This window comes from Helicobacter saguini (assembly GCF_000762875.2).
Taxonomy (GTDB): Bacteria; Campylobacterota; Campylobacteria; order Campylobacterales; family Helicobacteraceae; genus Helicobacter_A; species Helicobacter_A saguini.
The window spans coordinates 41,911-57,622 of sequence record NZ_JRMP02000002.1 but is presented as its reverse complement, the minus strand read 5'-3'; the positions used below and the strand labels follow the sequence as shown (position 1 = coordinate 57,622).

Below are 15,712 nucleotides of genomic sequence, written 5' to 3'. Positions count from 1 at the left end.
AGGGAGAAAAAATGTATTCATATTTGTATTATGTGATTTTGTGGGTGGCGGGGCTTGTGCTTAGTATCCCTGTGATTATCGTGGGTGTGATTTACATTTTTATGAGTAATAAGCCTAAAAAAAGCAAGGATTTTACGATAAAAGATATGCTTGCGATGATTAAGGGCGCAAAAAGTGAGAATGATTTTAAGTCCGCGCTAATTCATTTCAAAAGCAAATACAAAGTGTTTAATGACGAGAAAAACACGGAAACTTGGCTAAATTGCATTAAAGATTTGGCGCATTTTAGCTATTGGGATACTGATGCGATAGCAAAATTTGGTCAAGAAATGGAGGATGCAAACCCTGCAAATGCTAAAAAAGTCTCCATTGCCATCGCCACGGTTCTAAAGACAAAGGAGCAAAAGAAGTGAAACTTCAGTGACCTAAAAAAGATAATGATTAATATAAACTACTATTTAGAATCTTTCTTTTTTTCTTCTTTTAGGCGTTTGTCTTTTAGGCTAATGTAGGGCTTGCCTGTAAGGTATTCTAGGGCTTTGCGAACAACGGTTACAACGGTATCAATGCCCCCAGCCAAGCTAAAGAGCCAGTAGCGATGGCAGTATAGCCACTCTAGCTCTTTGCCCCTCTTTTCCTCCTCGCTATTTATGGGCTTTACTAGCAAATACGCTATATCTAGCTCTTGGTGAAAAATGTAGCTTTGCAGTGCGTCAGTGAAATAATCATGGAACACACGCGAGTTAAAAGTATCCTTAATATCATCAATATCAGTGATTAGCTTATCCATTTTATCATAGTCAAACTCCTCAAGCCGCCCCTGCTTATTTAGCTCCTCTATCGCCTTTAAAAAATCAAGCAATTCTAAGAAAACTTTTTCAATATTTTCTTGCTGTGTCTCGCCATAATCTATCCAGTTTTGACAAGTCTCAATCGCCTTTTCTAGTCTAGAATCTCCCTCTGCCTTGCTAGGATTTTTCAAAACAATAGGCTTTTTTTTCACCTTTGGGATTAGCTCGCAAGCTTTTGCAAAAGGCATTTCAATCGTGCCTCTTATTCTAGCCCCGCCCTCAGTCGCATTTATCACCTCGATTTTATAAGGCGTATTTGCGATGTCCTTTTCATAGAATCCTAAGAAAAGCTTCCATACTTCAGTAGTCTCAACCACGCCGCCACCGCCATATTTTTCCACATATAGCTTTTCTTTTTTAGGTTTTATTTCATTTTCGCCATAGACTGCGCCTTTTGAATGCGAAGTGCCATCCGCACCAAATGCCAAATCCTGCCCGATAATGATACAACGCTTAAACTGCGAATGCACCACTAGCTCATACGCCATATTTGCCGCACTCATACCGATTCCCAAGTAGCCATATTCATGGAAATTAAAAAGCGTGGTATAGCCAAAAGGGCGGAAACTAAATTGTTTCACACCCTTTGTAATAGCGTGGATTGTATCCTCATGCACGATTGATGTAAGCGAGAAAATAACGCCCTCTTGCGCCTCAGTTGGCGTATCTGTGTAGAATCTAGCACTCTCTTTTACTCGCTCCAAAGAAAAAACAATATCAGGCTTTATGCCATGCTTTGTCAAAATAGGGAAACTCGCATCAATGCAAAAAAGTGTCGCATAGGGCGCGATTTCTTTTAGCTTATCAAGCTGCTTATAAAGGCTAGGACCAGTGGCGACAATTATGGCGGTATCACGCCCTTTCAATTTGCGATGAATGTCAATTAAAGATGGCGAATATAGCACATATTTCATATTCTCAATATGCTGTTTTATGCCGACAATCGCGTCCCGCGTGTCATTTCCCACACTTATCACATTATGCTCAATCGCCTGTATAAAGTCCTTATTGATTCTCAAAATCTCGTCATTATACAACTCATAATACGCATAAGGCAGCAACAAATCATACACTTTTGAATACACTTTTGAAAATTTATCCATATCAAAAAGCGAATTTATCATGTGAAAATTGCACTGCGGCGAGTGCATTAAAATAAGCCTGTTATTATAAATATCATCGGCAAAATCAATCAGATTCAGCACGATATAAATAATCTCAAGCTCTGGCTCAATCACCACAATGCGCTTTAAAATCTCGCTGCCTAGCATCATCTTATACAAGATTCCATTACCTAAACCATAGGCATAAAGGTAAGGATAGTAGCGATAGGCTTCGTATTCTTTCAGTCGCTCAAGGTTTTCTTGCAGTGGGTCACCAGCGTAAAGCGGACGATTATTTTGCGTATCGATAATGTTAAAATTAGCGCTATCGCTACCCATATAAACCTCGTATTTTGTGTTAGTTTCGATATTTATAAGGTTGTAAAAAAGCAGCGGGTCGCGAAAACTTAGGGCGTGGAGATTGCGTTTATAAATGGAATTTTCCGCGATTTGCGTTTGGGCATTTTCGTTATTTTGGTTGGCTAATATTTCGCTTATGGGCTGGAGATTTTCGTCATTTTCTATATTAGATTCTATGTTTTGCTCTGGTTTTTTGGTGGATTTTTTAGAATCTTTTTTTGTGGGTTTTTTAGATTCTTTTTTTACGCTTTTAGATTCAGTAATTTCTTTAGAATCTTTACTAGCTTTTGGAGCTTTTGCATTTGCAAAAAGTTTTATATTTTGTAATTTAATGCTATCATTTATTATAGATTCTATAGAATCTTGCCCTACCCTACTCTCTTTAGAATCTTTTATAGAATCTTTTTTAAAACTTTTTATAGAATCTTTTTTAAAACCAGCCATAAGAAACCCTTAAAATAAAATAAATTTAGATTCTAACAAAAATTTATGAATTTAAAATTTACCAACTTAAAAACTGATTTCTAGGCGGAAGGTGGCGAAGTTGTCACTGCCTATTTGCGTGGAAAATTCTTGGCTTCTAATCGTGTAGTTTAGCCCTAGTGAAAAGCCTTTCCACGCACAAAGTGCGCCGATATTTAGCTCATAAATTAGCGGATTTAAGGCGAGATTTGTTTGCAGTCCGCCAAAAGTGTTGCCTTGAATGAAAATATTGCGAGCGACAAGACGCGCTAGAATGTCAAGCTGTGCGTAGATTCTAAACGCGTTATTAATGCTAGTAGTATTAAAGCCACTATTTCGCGCGTAAGAAAAGCCAAAATCGCCATTTACGCCATAGCCAGCCCTTAGATTCAAAGCTAGGTCAAGGTGTGTGTGGGCGTTGCCAAGTGCGATTGCGGTGCGTGGGATAGCTTCAATAAAGCTCGGCAAAATGGGCATTTTGTAGGCGGCTTTGTAGTAAAGATTAAAAATCGGCTCATTTTGTAGCTGATAATTCCAGCCGGGATATTTGCCTACATTCAAGCTATCATGGATGCTATCTTGCGTCTCGCGACCTAGTGCGTAAGGTCCTACAACGCCGATATTTACGCTAGTTTGCTCTAGGAAATTATGAATGCGATTTTGTGCCATCGCACTTAGGTAAAGATAGCCTGAATAGGGCAAGTCATCTCTTGGCGTGTCAATGGCGAATTTATTGTGCGGGGTGTTTATTTCTTGAGCGGCGGAAAAGGCGTAGCGTGAGATGGGCTTACTTTGCCATTTGTTATGGAATCTGGTAATAAATTTTTGGGTTTTAGATTCTATGTTTTGTGGTTTGGAATCTTTTATGGAATCTTTTTTAGAATCTTGCAAGTTAGATTCAGTATTTTGTGAAAAATCTTTATTCTTAGATTCTATATTTTTAGAATCTAGATTCTTTGATTTTTTTTCAATAAGCCATGCAAAGCCGATAAAGCGTAAAATAGAATCTTCTCTCTCGCTATGCGTGTAAGTTAGCGAATGCCCGGCGGTGTAGTATCTATCTTTATCAGTGATGGGGAAATATGCGTCATTATCGGTAATTAGTGTAATTGTGCGTTTTTTGTAGGGAATTTGCAAGGTAGATTCTATAAAATTTTGCGAATTTTTAGAATCTTTAGAATCTAGATTCTGTGAATTTAAAGTGTTTTTAGAATCTTTAGAATCTTGAATGTTAGAATCTTGCGACTTAGATTCTGTAACGCCATTAGATTCTATAAAATCATTCCCAAAAATAACACCAAAAAGCAAAAACACCAAAATACATATTTTCACAAGAAACCTTAAGAAAATATCAAATAAGAAGAAAAGAATAAAGTTAGGAAAATTATAATTTAGATTCTAAAAAGTTATAGAATCTATTCATTAATACCAAGCACAACCTCTAATTTCTCTTTCAATACCTGCGGTGTAAAAGGCTTAACAATATAGTTATTCACCCCAGCTTTCAAAGCCGTGATAACCTCAGTCTTACCGCCCTCAGTGGTAACCATAATGATAGGAATATCCTTATATTTCTCCTCAGCACGCACCTTTTTAACAAGCTCTAAGCCATTCATTTCAGGCATATTCCAGTCGGTAATTAGCACATTTATGCCATCCACGGTGCACATCTGATTCCACGCATCAAGCCCATGCTCGGCTTCCAAAATGTCCTCGTATCCTAATCTTTGAAGCGTATTCTTTATAATTCTTCTCATCGTAGAGCTATCATCAACCACAAGCAATTTCAATTGTTGCTCCTTAAAAAACTTGATATTTTTGAAATTAGTGCGTTATTATAACATAATTTTAATAACCAAAAATTAAAAATTTACTTTTTTTAAATCAATCGCGTTTTCATAAAACGCCCTGCCGATTATCACGCCGCCGATTTTGCTGTATTTTTCGCCCTTTTGCAAGTCGCTAAGTCCATTAAAACCGCCACTTGCAATGGTGAATTTGTTACTTTTCGTAGCAATTTCTTGTGTTAGTTCCCAGTTAATCCCACCAAGCAGCCCATCCTTATTAATATCCGTGCAAATAATCGCTTCAATTTCACTATCTTTAAAGCTCTCCGCAAAGGAATCCGCCGCAATTTCACTCACATTTACCCAGCCATGCGTTGCTACCTTGCCATCTTTAGAATCTATGCTAATTGCAAGTGGATAAATCTTAGCCATTTCCTTGCAAAATTGCGGATTTTTAATCGCTATTGAGCCTAAAATCACGCGATTTACACCGATATTTATGTATTTTTTTATCGTGTTTTCATCTCTTATACCGCCGCCTACTTGCACGTGTAGTTTTGTAACATTTCGTATAGATTCTATCGTGTCTAAATTCTTAGGACTGCCATCAAATGCCCCGTTTAAATCCACGATATGCAGCCATTTCGCCCCACAAGATTCAAAATATTTTGCAAAATCTAGCGCGTCCCCATACACTTTCGCACTCTCCTTTTCGCCTTTAGTTAGCCGCACAGCCTTAGAATCTAGCAAATCAATCGCAAGAAATTTTTCCATAACTTTCTCCTTTGCCTACTTCAAAATATCATATATTTTATTTGCAAAAATTATTAAAATCATAAGTGGGGCTAGAATCCTAAGACAATAATACCACATATTAAAAATAAAATCACTTTTAAAATAACTAGCCGTCCAAGACCGCAGAGTAGCGCGTGGCACGAAGTAGCCGATAAAAATTGAGCCAAAAAAGCTACCCCAAGTTAGCAAAATATTCGCACTCAAAAGTATGCTAAGTTCAAACAAACTTTTGCCAAAAAGGCTAAGATAATCTCGCACACTCTCATTCATTGATAAAATTACGATAATGCCAACTAGGAAGATTCCAAAAGTTACAGAATATGTAATTTTTGCCCTACTTTTCTTAGTCCTATCGTGGAGATATTTTACGCAGGGTTCAAGCAGTGAAACCGTGCTAGAAATCCCAGCAAAGAGCAATCCAACCATAAAAAACACGCACAAAATACAGCCAAAAGCGCCCATTTTCCCAAACATCACAGGCAATGTGATAAAAATTAGCCCCACGCCATCAGCCACATTTCCATTATATTCAAACACAAAAGTGAAAATCATAAGCCCCGCAATAAGCGAAATCAAAATGCCAGAAAGCACGATAAATAGGCAGCTACTAAGCAGATTCTGTCTTTTGCTAATATGGCTTGAATAAGTCAAAATGCTACCTGCTCCAAGTGAGAGTGAAAAAAAAACTTGTCCCATTGCATCGGTAATCACATTAGAATCTAATTTGCTGAAATCCGGCTTAAACATAAAATCCACACTTTTAGCAAAACTAGGCAAGGTCATCGCATAAATTAGCAAACCAAAAAAAATAAAAAACAACAGCGGCATAAGCACAAAATTCAGCCTTTCAATCCCGCTAATCCCATGCACGACAAAATACGCCGTAGCAAATAAAATCACGCCAAAACAAGCGATTTGATAAAGCAAATACGCATTTGTCTCGCTAAAAGATTCAAAAATGGCGCGAGATTCCACCATATCATGTGGCAGGGAAAAACTAACGCTAAAAATATAATACAAAACCCAGCCCAAAACAGCGCAATAAAATGTGAGCGTAACAGGTCCTGTAATAAGGATAACGCCCATATATCGCCACTTTGTTTTTTTATTTTGCGAGATTTCTTTAAAGCAATCAGGCACATTTTTTCGCCCATGCTGCCCGATTAGCATTTCGGCAATTAACATCGCAATGCCGATAGTAAGGGCAATGGCTAAATACAAAAGCACAAACGCACTCCCACCGCTAGTGCCAGCCGCAGTAGGAAATCGCCAAATATGCCCTAAGCCTATCGAGCTACCTAATGCTGCCAAAATAAAGCCTAATTTTCCAAAATCACTTTTCATTTTTGTCCTAAGTTTTGTCCTAAAAGTTTTTAGATTCTATAAAATAAAAAATATAGCAAAAAATATTTAAGATTGTAGAAGCTAAAAGCAAGAATGACGTATTTAAAAAGACAAATAAGAAAGTTTTATTCTTTCCTATCCAGCACCTCAAAAGCGGGGAGAACGTTGCCCTCTAGTAGCTCAAGGCTAGCGCCCCCGCCTGTGGAAATAAAGCTCATATTATCGCGCTGCCCAGCCTTGTCAATGGCATCCGCCGTATCGCCACCACCGATAAAGCTAAAGGCGTAAGTATTCGCAATCGCATTTGCGATATTAAATGTGCCGCGCGAAAACTGATGGATTTCATACACGCCTAGCGGACCATTCCAAATAATCGTTTGGCTTAAGCCAACCACCTCGCTAAAAAGCTTCACACTCGCAGGACCAATATCCACCGCAATGTGATTTTCAGGCACATCTTGGGCTGGGCTAATTTTTATATCCTTTGGATTATCGATATTATCGCTGCTGACAATATCCACAGGCAAATAAACCTTGACATTTTTTTCCCTTGCTAAGTTTAGAATCTTAGTTGCCTCAGGGATTAAATCGCGCTCCACAAGGCTTTTTTGCATATTAAAACCAAGTGATTCTAAAAACGTATTACTCATCGCCCCGCCGATAATGATTTTATCAACGACATCAAGGACGCGCTGCAACAAACTAAGTTTAGAGCTGACTTTAGAGCCGCCAACTATCAATAATAAAGGACGCAAGGGATTTTGTATCACTTTTGCAAAGCTATCAATTTCTTTTTTTAGCAAGATTCCAGCGACTTTTTCACTCACAAATTTCGCAATGCCATAAGTGCTAGCATGCGCCCTGTGGCTCGTGCCAAACGCGTCATTGACATACACATCACAAAGGCTTGCTAGCTTTTTGCTAAGCTCGGTATCATTCTTAGTCTCGCCTGGCTCAAAGCGGATATTTTCAAGCAAAATAATCTTAGAATCTTTGCCATTAGAATCTAGCTCGCGTTTGGCAGATTCTATGCTATCGGCAAAAATAATGTTGCGATTTAGTAGCCGCTCAAGCCGCTTTATAATATGCTTTAGCGAAAAATCCACACTTCGCGCCTTTGGACGCCCAAGATGGCTAACTAGCACGATACTTTTCACACCAGAATCTATGCAGTAATTAATAGTCGGCAGGGCTTCACGGATACGCGTATCATCGCTAATGTTAAAGTCCTTGTCCATCGGCACATTGAAATCCACGCGGATAAGCACGCGTTTCCCCTTAATATCAATATCGCGGATACTTTTGACCTGCTGCATTTTGGCAATGTTATTTTTTGACATTTTGACTCCTTTTGGTTTATAAATCGTGGTTAGATTCTATATTGTATTAAAGATTGATTGAAATCCACATTCATAGAGATGTTGGATAGAATCTAACACAAATTCTTAATTTTACTATAACAATATTAAGATTCTAAAAACAATAAACTTAAAGCATAAAATGTTTATTCATCGAATGCCTAAAAGTTTGGATATAAAAGGGGGAAATAAATAAAGAATGTAGAATCTAGATTCTAAACATTAAAAGAATCTAGTTAAAAAAATGTGAAATCTATTTTTTCTTAACCTTAATCTTAGCGACTTCATCTTTCAAAGATTTTCCGGGCTTAAATTTAGGCACATACTTATCTTCAGTCTTATATTTTTTCTTAGGATTAGACCCTGGGATGATACCTTCCTTACCCTTCTGCAAAGCATTCTCAAACTTACCAAAGCCGACAAGCTCAACGCTCTCATTTTCTTTCAACACTTTGTGAATAGACGCCACGACAGAATCTAAAGCCTTTTCAGCTTCTTTCTTCTCGCTGTAACCGCCAACCTCTTTGATTGTTTTCACAAAATCACTCTTATTCATAACAAAACTCCTAAAATTAAATAAAATCTTTATCTTAAAAATAAAGTAAAAGAAATTCTATTTTAATTTTTCTTTAAAATCAAGACTAAAACGCAAAAAAATGCAAAATTTCTCATCTTTTTGTGTCATTTTCGCAAAATTTGGCAATTTTTAGCACAAATCGCTCTTTTTTTAACCCAAAAATTAACGCTAAAAAGTTAGAATCTACTTTGCAAATCAACTAAGATTCTATAAATTTCTTTAAAAACATAGAATCTAAAAACAAAAAGGAAGCAAAATGAGCATAAAAGTAGCAATAAATGGCACAGGGCGAATAGGACTTTCAGCCGCTAGAATCCTAGCCCAAAGAAGCGACCTAGAGCTAGTCGCAATCAATTCTACCGCACCCATTGATACATTAATACACCTTTTGCGATATGACTCAGTGCATGGAGTATGTGACGTAGAAAAGCTAGATTCTAACACGATTCGCATAGGTGGCAGGCTAGATTCTAACTTTGATTTAAACAAGGCTCAAATTGATAATATTATAGAATCTAACACGGCTTTACTCAACGATTTATTAGAATCTAGCATTGATTCTAGCGATTTCAAAGCCTTTAAAGACAAGGCAGTAGGCAAACTCAAAGCATTGATAGAATCTAAACAGGCTAGAAACATTAAAGGCGAAATCTTAGGCGGGGCGCGAAATGTCAAAATCATAAGCGATAGAGACCCAAGCAAACTTGACTTTGGCGAAGCAGAGTGTGTGATAGAATGCACCGGCAAGTTTAACTCGCTAGAAAAATCAAGCGCGCATTTGCGAAATAATGTCAAACGCGTGATAATCTCCGCTCCAGCGGACAACACGCCCACATTTGTATATGGCGTAAATCATAGCGATTATAAAGGGCAGAGCGTGATTTCAAACGCGTCCTGCACGACAAATGCCCTAGCGCCGATTGTAAAAGTGCTAGATTCTAACTTTGGCATTGAAAATGGCTTGATGACTACGATTCATAGCTATACAAATGACCAAAATCTGCTAGATGTGCGGCACAAGGACTTGAGACGGGCTAGGGCTGCGGCACTTAATATGATACCAACTAGCACGGGTGCTGCTAAGGCTATCGGCTTAGTTATGCCGCATTTAAATGGGAAATTGAATGGGATTTCCATTCGCGTGCCTACGCCTGATGTGAGTTTGATTGATTTAAGCGTAAATCTACGGGCGGCGGTTAGTAAAGATTCTATATTGAAAGCCTTTGTGGATGCGGCAAGTGGCGTTAGCTTAAATGGAGAATTACAGAATCTAATCTTAGTAGATAACGACTTACGCGTCTCTAGCGACTTTGTAGGAAGTCGCGCTAGTAGCGTAATCGTGCCTGATAAATGCGTGGTGATAGAATCTGCAGATTCTAAAAACGTAGATTCTAAAAATGGCGGTAACTCTATTTCCGCTGGCTCCGATGGTTCTAATGGCGGTAGCTCTATTTCCGCTGGCTCCGCTGGTTCTAGTGGCTCTAATGGCTCTAGTGTTTCTAGCGGTTCTAGTGGCTTTGGTAGTTCTAGTGGCGGTAGCTCTAACTCTCTTGGCTTTAATTCTAGTGGTTCTAGTGGCGGTAGCCTTGTTAAGATTCTAGCGTGGTATGATAACGAAATGGGATACACACACCGCCTAATCGATATGACCGCCCACATTTGCAAGGATTTATAGAATCCATATCTAGAAATTTATTCTATATGTTTATGAAATAATAGTTAATTAAGATAAAACTTAAAAGTTACCTTGTATAATTTGTGTTTTTGAAAAGGAGAGATGATGAAAAAGCATATAATTGTTTGCGACCACATACACGAAGAGGGTTTGAAAATCTTAAAATCTCAAAAAGATATTACTATGGAAAATTTGGCGAGTTTGCCAAAAGATGAGCTTTTAAAGCATTTGCATAAGGCAGATGTTTTGATTACTCGGAGTTCTACGGCGGTGAATGAAAAGTTGCTTAAGGCGGTGTTTGGAGATTCTATGGAATCTAGCTTTGCAGATTCTAAAGGTATAGAATCTAAAAACGCAAAAGCAGATTCTAAACAAACTATAGAATCTAAAAGCACAAAAAGCGTAAAAGAACCCACCCCCCTAACCCCCCTCCGCAAGGGAGGGGGGAACAACCCCACAAAAGATTCTAAAAAAACCATAGAATCTAAATCTACAAAAAACATAAAAGATTCTAAGATTACAGAATCTAAAAGCACAAAAAGCGTGAAAGACGCACTTAGTAAGGGGGGGGATAAATCCACCGCAGAATCTAAAAGCCTAAAAGATTCCAAAACCGCAGATTCTAAAAGCAAAGATTCCAAAACCACAGAATCTAAAGCCAAACTAAAGGCAATAGTGCGCGCTGGGGTCGGCGTAGATAATGTCGATATTGACGCTTGTTCAAAGCTTGGCGTAGTGGTAATGAATGTGCCAACTGCAAATACAATCGCCGCAGTAGAACTTACAATGACGCACATGCTAAATGCTATCCGCCGCTTCCCCGGGGCAAATCATCAGCTAAAGAGCGAGAGAAAATGGAAACGCGAAGACTGGTATGGCATTGAGTTAAAGGATAAAAAGCTAGGCGTTATCGGCTTTGGCAATATCGGCAGCCGCGTAGGTATCCGCGCAAAAGGCTTTGAGATGGATGTAATAGCCTACGACCCATATATCAACCCAAACAAAGCCCTTGATGTCGGCGTAAAATACACTAAAAACTTCGATGATATCCTAAACTGCGATATTATCACCATCCACACGCCTAAAAATAAGCAAACCACAAATATGATTACCGCGAAAGAAATTGCTAAGATGAAAGATGGCGTGATTTTGATAAACTGCGCACGTGGCGGGCTTTATAACGAAGCGGATTTATACAAGGCATTGAAAAGTGGCAAAGTGGCGTGGGCTGGGCTAGATGTCTTTGATAAAGAACCTGCTACTGATAATAAACTGCTAGATTTGCCAAATATTTATGTGACGCCGCACATAGGGGCTAATACGCTTGAATCGCAAGAAAAAATCGCCATCGAAGCCGCTGAAGCCGCCATTTCAGCTGCACGTGGCTCTGCGTTTCCTAACGCTTTGAATCTACCGACTAAAAATCAGGATATTCCAGATTCTATCACTGCGTATTTGGAGTTGGCTCAAAAGTTGGGCTATTTTGCCGCACAAGCGGTAAATGGTGCGATTAGCGCGATTAGTTTGCAAATTCACGGCGATGAGCTTGAGAAATATAAGGACGCCCTTAGCACTTTTGGCATTGTGGGTGCGTTAAAGCCTAGTTTGGATGATAAAATCAACTATGTAAATGCGCATTTTGTGGCAAAAGATAGGGGCATAGCGGTCAAAACCACGCTAAAACGCAACGATAGCGCCTATCGCAATCTTATCACTTTGAGTTTGAGAGGCGATAAGGACACGATGAGCGTGAGTGGCACCGTGTATGATGGCAAAATCGTGCGGTTTAATAACATAAATGGCTTTAATATGGATTTAGAGCCGCGTGGGAATATGATACTCTTTAAAAATACCGATGTGCCCGGCGTAATCGGCAATGTGGGAAATACGATTGCAAAGCATAAGGTGAATATTGCGGACTTTCGGCTTGGACGCGCGGAGAGCTTTGGCTCAAGTGGCTCTAAGTCTAAGGGCGCGGCTTTGGCGTTAATCTTGGTGGATAATAATGTAACCCCTGCATTGCTAAAAGATTTACAAGCGATAAAAGAGTGCATAAGCGTGCGAAATGTGTTGATGTAGAATCTTAGGGCATAAAATGGTAGTAAATATTCAATGTGGTCTTGGGAATCAAATGTTTCAATACGCCTTTGCCAAGGCATTGCAACTTAGATTTGGTAAAAATGTGAAGCTTTTTGTGCCTGTTGGGTATGATAATATGATAAATAGCGATATTAGGCGACTCGAGCTGCTATCTTTTAATATAAGTTTAGAATTTTTACAAGAAAATCAAATGCAAGAGTTTTTTAAACAGCATGATTTTGGCTACTATTTTGTGGAATCTAATCGTGATAGTAAAATATTTAAGATTCTAATGAGCTTAATCCCTAGAAGGATTCGTAAGCAAGGGTATAAATATTTGATTGAAGATTCTAATAATTTACTGCAAGATATAAACTCCATAGATAACGGGGGGGGGGGGTAACAACCTTTAATGATGGTTCTTATTTTGTAGGATATTTTCAGAATCTAGCATATTTTGATAATATTAGAGATGTTTTGTTAAAAGATTTTAGCCTTAAGATTCCCTTAGATTCTAAAAATATAGAGACAAAAAGGCAGATTTTAGCTACGCAAGATTCAGTATCTTTGCATATTAGACGCGGTGATTATCTAAATTATGACAATATTTTTATAAATCTTGGCAGTGGGTATTATAATGGTGCGTTAAATGCTTTGCAAAAGCGGCTTAAAAGTGCGCATATTTTCGTATTTAGCAATGATATTTTATGGTGTAAAAAGCATTTTTTAAGCCATATAGATTCTAAGTTTAGGGCTGATTTTAGCTTTAGTTTTATTGATAATAATAGTGAGGGCAATGCCACATTTGAGCTAGAATTAATGAAAAGTTGCAAACATAATATCATTGCAAACTCCACTTTTAGCTGGTGGGCGGCGTATTTGAATGAAAATCCACAAAAAATTGTAATCGCCCCAAATAAATTTTTATCAATCACTCCAAGTGACGCGTATAAAGACCACGAAGACAAAATCTATAAAAAAGAATGGATAAAAATCGACTATGTCTGGGGCGATGAGATTTAGATTCTATTCTATCCATAAATTATCAAGTAGGCGCACTTCTTTTGGGTTACAACAAAATATAAATTCTTGAATATTGATACTAAGGTTTAGAATCTTCCCTCTCTTTCAACAATCTCCGTAAATTCACATAAAATTTCATCCACGAGTCAAGTGGCATAATGGGATGTCCGCCCCACTTTGTGTTTGGCGGTAGATTTTTGCTAACCGCGCCACGCCCAGCCACCTGCGTAAAATCGCCGATATGCACATGCCCACCAGTGCCGACTTGCCCGCCCAGCACGACATTTCGCCCCATTGTAGTAGAACCTGCCAAGCCTACTTGCGCAATCAGCAGTGAATGCTCGCCCACCACGCTATTATGTGCAATCACGCAGCTATGCCCAACCTTGCTCCCACGCTTCACACGCGTCTGCCCAAAAACAGCCCTGTCAATCACATTATTCGCGTGAATCTCCACATCATCCTCAATCACGCAAATGCCGTTATGCTCGATTTTCTCATGCTCTCCCTTAGCAGTTTGCGCATAGCCAAAGCCATCCGCACCTATCACAGACCCAGCGTGAATTAGCACTCTATCACCCACTCTGCTATCTCTATAAATCACGACATTTGGATAAATCACGCAATTTTCACCGATTTCCACATTATCACCGATAACGACATTTGGCATAATGTGCGTTCCTTTGCCAACTTTTACATTCTTGCCAAAGACTACATTACTCGCAATCTCCGCAGTTTCATCAATGTTAGATTCTATCTTTGGGTATTCTTTAAAGTCGCTTTTTCTAAAAAGCTGGCTTAAAAGTGCGAAGGCTAAGTGCGGATTATCAACGATTAGAAATTGCGTTTTTTTATGGGTATTTTTAGAATCTAGATTCTGTGTATTTTGGGCTAAAGATTCTTTAGTGTTGTTAGTTATAGAATCTTTAGTCTCTTTAGCTAAAGAATCTTGCGATAAACTTTGTATAGAATCTTTAGTCCCTTTAGATATAGAATCTTGCAAGGCTTTATATAAAGAATCTTGAATAAATATCGCTCCAGCCTTGCAATGTTGCAACTTAGATTCTAACTCATGGCTAAGCTTAGAATCACGAATATAACACGCCTCGCACTCATTAGCAGATTCTAAAGGCGCTAAACCTTGCAACTCAAAATCCCTAGCAATCTCATTTTTTAAGCTTAATTTATCCTTAAACGCCCTTTTTATCGCCTCGCTTAGTAGCATAATCTCTCCTTTTTAAAACTAGATTCTATAATGTTTTAACTTATTTTTGCTATTCCGTAATATTATAAAATACTTTAATATATGTTTTTTAACTAACATAAACAAGAACGTTAAAACATAAGATATTTATGTAGATTCTAATTTGCAAAGCTTGTGGCAAGGGCTTTTTCTTTTTCAAGGGCTGTTTCACCAAGCTCGACTATTTCATACGCATTACTTGACGCCATAAGTTTTTTGGTTAAGAAATGATTAAGTTTATGACTACCCGCAAAGGAGAAATATCCGCCCATAATAGGCATCCCAAGCAGGCTCATATCGCCGATAGCATCAAGGATTTTGTGTCGCACAAACTCGTCTTTATACCGCAGCCCATCCTTATTCATCACGCCATTTTCATCCAGCACAATGCAGTTATCAAGGCTGCCGCCAAGCCCTAAGCCCATAGCACGCAAGGCATTTACCTCCTGCACAAAGCCAAAAGTGCGAGCCCGCGCTATCTCATCTTTATATTTTTGCGTGCTAAAAGTAAATTTATAACTTTGCTCCATAATCGCCCTGTGCGGAAACTTTATGCTAAAATCAAAAATCATAGAATCTGAAGGCTCCAAACGCACAAACTTGCCATTTTCAGCCACTTCAATAGGCTCTTTTATCGCAATCGCCTTTTTATTCGCATTCAATTCGACAATCCCAGCCTCCTCCAAAAGCATACAAAAGCCGATACTTGAACCATCCATAATAGGCGCCTCCTCATTATCAAGGACAATACGCAAATTATCGATACCATAGGCATTTATCGCGGATAGCAAATGCTCAATCGTGCTAATTTTCGCGCCACTCTTACCGATAACGGTTGCCATAGTCGTATCTATCACATTCTCAATCTTAAGCGGAATGCTAACGCCCAAATCGCTACGATAAAAGACAATGCCGCTATTTTCAGGCAGTGGCTCTAAAATCATCCTAACCGGCACGCCCTTATGCAGCCCGATACCCACAAGCTCGATACTTTTGGCTATAGTTCGCTGTTTCATAACTTTATCCTTAAAATTGTTATAAATTATAAAATTATA

General features: G+C 38.6%; 13 protein-coding genes and 2 pseudogenes. 6 read left to right on the top strand and 9 right to left on the bottom strand.

Going from position 1 to position 15,712, the window contains the following annotated elements:
* Nucleotides 1-11 precede the first annotated feature (11 nt).
* Nucleotides 12-413: a hypothetical protein gene (locus LS64_RS01390; protein ID WP_118949244.1), complete on the top strand. Its 402-nt coding sequence runs from the start codon at nucleotides 12-14 to the stop codon at nucleotides 411-413.
* 41 nt (nucleotides 414-454) lie between these two features.
* On the opposite strand, the gene LS64_RS01385 is transcribed toward LS64_RS01390, so the two are convergent.
* The 7 genes from LS64_RS01385 to LS64_RS01355 all read right to left on the bottom strand — a co-directional run bounded on the left by LS64_RS01385 (nucleotide 455) and on the right by LS64_RS01355 (nucleotide 8,616).
* Complete coding sequence (locus tag LS64_RS01385) at nucleotides 455-2,758, bottom strand: motility associated factor glycosyltransferase family protein (protein WP_064773704.1); 2,304 nt, start codon at nucleotides 2,756-2,758, stop codon at nucleotides 455-457.
* A gap of 66 nt (nucleotides 2,759-2,824) precedes the next feature.
* Nucleotides 2,825-4,108, bottom strand: a complete 1,284-nt coding sequence (locus LS64_RS01380; RefSeq protein WP_034571158.1) for a lipid A deacylase LpxR family protein — start codon at nucleotides 4,106-4,108, stop codon at nucleotides 2,825-2,827.
* A gap of 83 nt (nucleotides 4,109-4,191) precedes the next feature.
* Nucleotides 4,192-4,566 (bottom strand): chemotaxis response regulator CheY, encoded by a 375-nt coding sequence (locus tag LS64_RS01375; RefSeq protein ID WP_034571156.1) that lies wholly within the window; start codon nucleotides 4,564-4,566, stop codon nucleotides 4,192-4,194.
* A 72-nt stretch (nucleotides 4,567-4,638) separates the two neighbouring features.
* Complete coding sequence (hisA, locus tag LS64_RS01370; RefSeq protein ID WP_034571152.1) at nucleotides 4,639-5,337, bottom strand: 1-(5-phosphoribosyl)-5-[(5-phosphoribosylamino)methylideneamino]imidazole-4-carboxamide isomerase; 699 nt, start codon at nucleotides 5,335-5,337, stop codon at nucleotides 4,639-4,641.
* Between the two features lie 15 nt (nucleotides 5,338-5,352).
* The gene (locus tag LS64_RS01365; RefSeq protein ID WP_034571151.1) at nucleotides 5,353-6,702 is read right to left on the bottom strand and encodes a sodium-dependent transporter; all 1,350 of its coding nucleotides are present in this window, start codon (nucleotides 6,700-6,702) and stop codon (nucleotides 5,353-5,355) included.
* 125 nt (nucleotides 6,703-6,827) lie between these two features.
* Entirely contained in the window at nucleotides 6,828-8,042 is a 1,215-nt protein-coding gene (locus LS64_RS01360; RefSeq protein WP_034571149.1) for a phosphoglycerate kinase, read from the bottom strand.
* A gap of 271 nt (nucleotides 8,043-8,313) precedes the next feature.
* Entirely contained in the window at nucleotides 8,314-8,616 is a 303-nt protein-coding gene (locus tag LS64_RS01355) for an HU family DNA-binding protein (RefSeq protein ID WP_034571147.1), read from the bottom strand.
* A gap of 277 nt (nucleotides 8,617-8,893) precedes the next feature.
* On the opposite strand from LS64_RS01355, the gene LS64_RS12710 reads away from it, so the two are divergent.
* The 5 genes and pseudogenes from LS64_RS12710 to LS64_RS01330 form a co-directional block, all read left to right on the top strand.
* Entirely contained in the window at nucleotides 8,894-10,312 is a 1,419-nt protein-coding gene (locus LS64_RS12710) for a type I glyceraldehyde-3-phosphate dehydrogenase (protein WP_081948291.1), read from the top strand.
* Nucleotides 10,313-10,414: 102 nt separating this feature from the next.
* A pseudogene (locus tag LS64_RS13750) lies at nucleotides 10,415-10,594 on the top strand (phosphoglycerate dehydrogenase); the annotation flags it as partial.
* A 195-nt stretch (nucleotides 10,595-10,789) separates the two neighbouring features.
* Entirely contained in the window at nucleotides 10,790-12,391 is a 1,602-nt protein-coding gene (serA, locus tag LS64_RS01340) for a phosphoglycerate dehydrogenase (protein WP_034574119.1), read from the top strand.
* Nucleotides 12,392-12,407: 16 nt separating this feature from the next.
* The gene (locus tag LS64_RS01335) at nucleotides 12,408-12,794 is read left to right on the top strand and encodes an O-fucosyltransferase family protein (RefSeq protein WP_118962071.1); all 387 of its coding nucleotides are present in this window, start codon (nucleotides 12,408-12,410) and stop codon (nucleotides 12,792-12,794) included.
* Nucleotides 12,795-12,826: 32 nt separating this feature from the next.
* Nucleotides 12,827-13,414 (top strand): annotated as a pseudogene (locus LS64_RS01330) (alpha-1,2-fucosyltransferase); the annotation flags it as partial.
* Nucleotides 13,415-13,493: 79 nt separating this feature from the next.
* On the opposite strand, the gene lpxD reads toward LS64_RS01330, so the two are convergent.
* Nucleotides 13,494-14,639 carry a UDP-3-O-(3-hydroxymyristoyl)glucosamine N-acyltransferase gene (gene lpxD / locus LS64_RS01325; protein WP_034573312.1) on the bottom strand — a complete coding sequence of 382 codons (1,146 nt, stop codon included), beginning with the start codon at nucleotides 14,637-14,639 and terminating at the stop codon, nucleotides 13,494-13,496.
* Nucleotides 14,640-14,776: 137 nt separating this feature from the next.
* Nucleotides 14,777-15,673: a UDP-3-O-acyl-N-acetylglucosamine deacetylase gene (lpxC, locus tag LS64_RS01320; RefSeq protein ID WP_034573314.1), complete on the bottom strand. Its 897-nt coding sequence runs from the start codon at nucleotides 15,671-15,673 to the stop codon at nucleotides 14,777-14,779.
* Nucleotides 15,674-15,712 lie beyond the last annotated feature (39 nt).

Bases quoted from the DNA above. Each gene is read 5' to 3' on its own strand.
- LS64_RS01390 (WP_118949244.1), top strand. From the start codon at position 12: ATGTATTCATATTTGTATTATGTGATTTTGTGGGTGGCGGGGCTTGTG.
- LS64_RS01385 (WP_064773704.1), bottom strand. From the start codon at position 2,758: ATGGCTGGTTTTAAAAAAGATTCTATAAAAAGTTTTAAAAAAGATTCT.
- hisA (WP_034571152.1), bottom strand. From the start codon at position 5,337: ATGGAAAAATTTCTTGCGATTGATTTGCTAGATTCTAAGGCTGTGCGG.
- LS64_RS01365 (WP_034571151.1), bottom strand. From the start codon at position 6,702: ATGAAAAGTGATTTTGGAAAATTAGGCTTTATTTTGGCAGCATTAGGT.
- LS64_RS01360 (WP_034571149.1), bottom strand. From the start codon at position 8,042: ATGTCAAAAAATAACATTGCCAAAATGCAGCAGGTCAAAAGTATCCGC.
- LS64_RS01355 (WP_034571147.1), bottom strand. From the start codon at position 8,616: ATGAATAAGAGTGATTTTGTGAAAACAATCAAAGAGGTTGGCGGTTAC.
- LS64_RS12710 (WP_081948291.1), top strand. From the start codon at position 8,894: ATGAGCATAAAAGTAGCAATAAATGGCACAGGGCGAATAGGACTTTCA.
- LS64_RS01335 (WP_118962071.1), top strand. From the start codon at position 12,408: ATGGTAGTAAATATTCAATGTGGTCTTGGGAATCAAATGTTTCAATAC.
- lpxD (WP_034573312.1), bottom strand. From the start codon at position 14,639: ATGCTACTAAGCGAGGCGATAAAAAGGGCGTTTAAGGATAAATTAAGC.
- lpxC (WP_034573314.1), bottom strand. From the start codon at position 15,673: ATGAAACAGCGAACTATAGCCAAAAGTATCGAGCTTGTGGGTATCGGG.